General features: G+C 33.6%; 4 protein-coding genes and 1 other RNA gene. All 5 read left to right on the forward strand.

What is annotated here, in order from left to right; translation table 11 throughout:
- The first annotated feature begins 86 nt into the window (after nucleotides 1–86).
- Nucleotides 87–1,013: a PEGA domain-containing protein gene (locus K6343_02305; protein ID MEF3244802.1), complete on the forward strand. Its 927-nt coding sequence runs from the start codon at nucleotides 87–89 to the stop codon at nucleotides 1,011–1,013.
- A 19-nt stretch (nucleotides 1,014–1,032) separates the two neighbouring features.
- Nucleotides 1,033–1,298, forward strand: an RNA gene (ffs, locus tag K6343_02310) — signal recognition particle sRNA large type.
- 24 nt (nucleotides 1,299–1,322) lie between these two features.
- Nucleotides 1,323–1,610, forward strand: a complete 288-nt coding sequence (locus K6343_02315; protein MEF3244803.1) for a MoaD/ThiS family protein — start codon at nucleotides 1,323–1,325, stop codon at nucleotides 1,608–1,610.
- Nucleotides 1,611–1,624: 14 nt separating this feature from the next.
- Nucleotides 1,625–4,165, forward strand: a complete 2,541-nt coding sequence (locus K6343_02320) for a calcium-translocating P-type ATPase, PMCA-type (GenBank protein MEF3244804.1) — start codon at nucleotides 1,625–1,627, stop codon at nucleotides 4,163–4,165.
- A gap of 14 nt (nucleotides 4,166–4,179) precedes the next feature.
- Nucleotides 4,180–4,951 (forward strand): urocanate hydratase (hutU, locus tag K6343_02325; protein MEF3244805.1); only part of this gene is annotated, 772 nt, incomplete at its 3' end.

Genomic DNA, 4,951 nt, shown 5'->3' on the forward strand with positions numbered 1-4,951 from the left:
AACAAAAATTGTATAATTATAAATGGGGAACTAAAAAAAGAAAGTATTTCTGAAAACATTATAAAAATACTATTAGATAGACTAAAATGAAAAAAGGACTATTGTTTATTTTAGTTTTATTTTCAATTGTTTTAATTACAGTTGCACTTTTACAATTGACCAACCAGAAAACTGGTTCTATTACCATTGATTCTTTTCCAAAAAAAGCTTCCGTCTATTTAGACGGCGAATTTAAAGGAGAAACGCCAATTTCTATTAAAAATCTAACTTTCAAAAAATATACTGTAAGAATTTCATTTGAAAATTACAAAGATTACGTAGAAGATGTAACTCTCACAGGGAACAACCCCAAAACAATAATCTACGCAATTTTGGAACATAAAACTTTTAGTATCAATGTCTCTTCCGATCCAGAAAATGCCAATGTTTATTTGGATGGAATCTTAAAAGGAAAAACTCCCTTAGTGATAACAGATATTGTCCAAAGTGAAAAGCATATTTTAGAAATAAAACTTGATAATTATGAAACATTCAAAGAAGAAGTAAACGAAGAAAAGAATAACATTTTTGCAAAACTTATACCTATAACAACTCACCTAATTGTAACATCAGTTCCATCTAATGCAGATGTGTTTATAAATGACGCATTTGTTGGAAAAACACCATTTGAACAGAAAAATTTAGAAGAAGGGAACTACAATATTAAAGTAAAAATGCCTAACTATAGAACCTTTCAAGGTATGGTAACGCTTGAAAAAGGCAAAACAGTGGAAGTAAATGTTGCACTTGAAAAAACAGACGTATATGTATCAATTAATTCGAATCCTCAAGGAACAAACGTGTATGTTGATGGTTTATTAATGGGAAAAACACCTATTGAACTGACAGAACTTTCAGAAGGTGAGCACATTTTAAAACTTGATTTAGATGGATATTTACCATATGAAACTGTGTTTAATGTAGTAAAAAATAATCAAGTTATTTTAAACATAAATCTTTTAAAACTTCCTTAGATAGTGTATAATTTATTGGCTGCACTAAAGCGGGGAGATAGCGGTGCCCTGCAACCCTGAACCCGCTATACAGGGGCTGACAATTTGCAATGAGACTTATGGTTGTAGGTCAAGGCAGATTGAAAAAGCGATGAAGGTAGGACCCTTAGCAACACAACTTTTTGAACCCCGCAAGTTCCGGAAGGACGCAGCGGTAAAAAAGGTTTGTGTCTGGCTAAGGCAAATCTTACTGGAGCTTCGTAAATTTGAACAGCCTGTAATCATAAGCCGAATGCAAAAGTGCAGCCTTTAAAAGTAAAGGATAGTAATATGGCAAGGATAACAGTTTTTTTACACGGAGATTTGAAAGAAAAACTTGGAAAAGAAAGAATGTTTTTAAAAGCAAGTAAAATAGAGGACTTGCTAAGTGAACTTAATGACATTTACCCTAATCTTGAAGAGGATTTAAAGTTTGGAAGAGTAATTGTTCTTTTAAATGGTGTAAATATTGAAAAGTTAATGGGACAAAATACTGATTTAGCAGATTTTGACTTAGTTAGCCTAACCTTAAAGGATAACAGTATGATAGACTTCTTTCCACCGGATGGTGGTGGTTAAATACAGGAGGTAACATGTTGGAGTTAGAAAGTATCAATGGAAAAAAACTAAAAAAAGGTTTAACAGACGAAGAAGTTAGTGAAAGGTTAAAGCAATTTGGTAAAAACTCATTACCTACTGAAAAAAGGCCCTCAATACTTGCAAAATTCATAGATCAATTTAAAAATTTTCTCATTTTAATATTATTATTTGCAAGTGTTATTTCAATGGTTTTTGGAGAAGTAGTTGATTCTATTGTAATTATTGCTATAGTAATTCTTAACGCTATTCTTGGCGTAGTTCAAGAACAACGCGCTGAAAATGCTTTAGAAAAAGTAAAACAGCTTGTAACACAACGCTCAAAGGTTTTAAGAAATGGAAAAATTGTTGAGATATTATCTGAAGATATAGTCCCACATGACATAGTCCTTCTTGAAGCAGGAGATAAGGTCCCCGCCGATGGAGTGGTAGTTGAAGAAAAAAGTCTTTTTATAGATGAATCTTTTCTTACAGGGGAGTCTATCTCTGTAAAGAAAAATGTTTTAAAAGAAAACATATCAGAAGATTGTTCTGTATATCTTGGTTCAACTGTTGTAAAAGGAAAAGGAAAGATAGTTGTACTTAAAACTGGCAAGAATACAAAACTTGGTCAGATTGCCCAAACAATAAAGGAAACTAAAAAGCAAAAAACTCCTTTAGAGATACAGTTAGATAATTTGGGAAAATTACTCGGAATACTATTTCTAATTGTAAGCGGTATCGTTTTTATTATTGGTTATTTAAATGGCGGCAATTTCATTGATATGCTATTAATGAGCGTAAGCCTTGCTGTTGCTGCAATTCCTGAAGGACTACCTGCAGTTGTTACAATAGTCCTTGCACTTGGAATTTATGAAATGGCTCGTAAAAATGCTGTAATAAGAAACCTTCCCACGGTAGAAACCTTAGGATCTGTAACTTACATTTGCACCGATAAAACTGGGACTCTTACACAAAACAAAATGAAACTTGTCGGAGTTTCTGAAAATAACAAACTCTTACAAAAAGAAATAAACGAAAAAAATATATCAAAAGAGCTACTAAAAGCAATGATTCTATGTAATGATGCAACGAAGGAAAGAGGGGATCCAACTGAAATTGCTCTCATTGAATTTATTGATGATAAAACAATCACGGAAATGAGGGAATCGTATAAGCGAATTGATGAAATTCCTTTTACTTCGGAAAATAAAAGAATGACCACAATACACGAAACTGAAGACGGATACCTGTCTATATGTAAAGGTGCTCCAGAAGTTGTGCTTTCCTTATCTGAATTTGAATTGGTTGATAATGAAGTTGTCCCTCTAACGAAAGAAAGAAAAAACGAGCTTATAAAATTTATAGAAGACTTTTCTCTTAATGGGCTTAGAATACTTGCATTTGGTAAAAAAACGTTAAACAATCTTAGCGAAAATCCAGAATCCGATCTTATTTTTCTGGGTTTTGTTACGCTTAAGGACCCTCTAAGAGAAGGAGTAAAAGAAGCAATTGACAAATGTAGAAAAGCGCATATTAAACCCGTAATGATAACAGGAGATCATCCAATAACTGCATATGCAATAGCAAGAGAACTCGATTTTCCAGAAGGAGAAGTAGTAACAAGTGAACAAATAGAGAAATTCGATAACGAAAAATTTGAAGAGGCAATTAATAAAATCAGTATTTTTGCGCGAATTAACCCCCTTGATAAACTCAAAATAGTCGAAGCCCTTCAAAAAAGAGGAGAAGTTGTTGCAATGACTGGAGATGGTGTAAACGATGCACCAGCCTTAAAAAAGGCCGATATTGGTATAGCAATGGGATTAAGTGGAACAGAAGTTGCAAAAGAAGCAAGTGATATGGTGCTCATGGACGATAACTTTGTAACGTTGGTTGATGCAGTATTCCAAGGTAGAGTTATCTTTGAAAATATCCGAAAATTTATCGTCTACCTTTTATCATGTAATATTGCAGAAGTTATGATTATGTTTTTTGCACTGATTTTAGGTTACCCTGCCCCACTTTTACCCATACATCTACTCTGGTTGAATCTTGTAACAGACAGTTTTCCTGCACTTGCTCTTGGAACAGAAAAAGGTGAAGAAAACGTCATGAATAAACCACCAAGAGGCAAAAAAGAACCAATACTAACCAAATACCACTACAGCATCATAATCGTGCAAAGTATTGCTATAACTGTTGCAACACTTTTGGGCTTTATTTTATCGTTGAAAAGAACAGGAAATATTGATGAGGCAAGGACAATTGCATATATTATTTTGGTTTTGTCTGAATTATTGAGAGCTTACAGTGCAAGGTCATTTGAAGGATACATCTTTAAACTTGGAATATTCACTAACAAATTTATGAACTTTTCATTCATATTTGGTATATTACTACTAGTTTCAACGATATATATACCTCCTATGAGAGTAATCTTCAAAAATACAATACCAACAATTAAAGAAGCCATAGATATTCTATTACTTGCATTTTTACCATTCGTAATTTCGGAATTTTCGAAAATTATTAGAAAAGATGAATACGGAAATTAAAAAGGAGGTGTAATGTGGAAAGAATCATTAAAGCGCCGCGTGGAAATGTGCTATCATGTAAAAGCTGGCAAACAGAAGCGGCAATGAGAATGCTTATGAACAACTTAGACCCTGAAGTTGCTAAAGATCCACAAAATTTAATTGTCTATGGTGGAACTGGAAAAGCTGCACGAAATTGGGAGTGTTTTGATGCTATTGTAGATACACTAAAGGAACTTGAAAAAGATGAAACTTTACTTGTGCAATCTGGCAAACCAGTTGCCGTATTCAAGACAAACGAATGGGCACCAAGGGTTTTAATTTCAAATGCTATGCTTGTGCCAAAATGGGCTACATGGGAATATTTTAGAGAATTAGAAGAACGTGGCTTAACAATGTATGGACAGATGACCGCAGGAAGCTGGATTTACATAGGAACACAAGGGATTTTGCAAGGCACCTATGAGACATTCTATGCAGTCGCAAAAAAATACTTCAATGGAAGTTTAAGAAGCAAAATTGTAGTAACAGCTGGACTTGGTGAAATGGGAGGAGCACAACCTCTTGCGGTTACTCTTAACGACGGAATAGTAATAGCAGTAGAAGTTGATAAAAGGATGATTGATAGAAGGATTAAAACTGGTTATCTTGATACATGGACAGACAACTATGAGGAGGCAATTAAGATTGCTTTGGAAAATAAAGAAAAAGGAACACCAATATCAATTGGCCTTCATGCAAATATTGTAGATATCTTACCTAAAATGATTAAAGATGGTTTCATACCAGATATTGTAACTGACCAAA

Source organism: Caldisericaceae bacterium, from assembly GCA_036574215.1.
GTDB lineage: Bacteria > Caldisericota > Caldisericia > Caldisericales > Caldisericaceae > Caldisericum.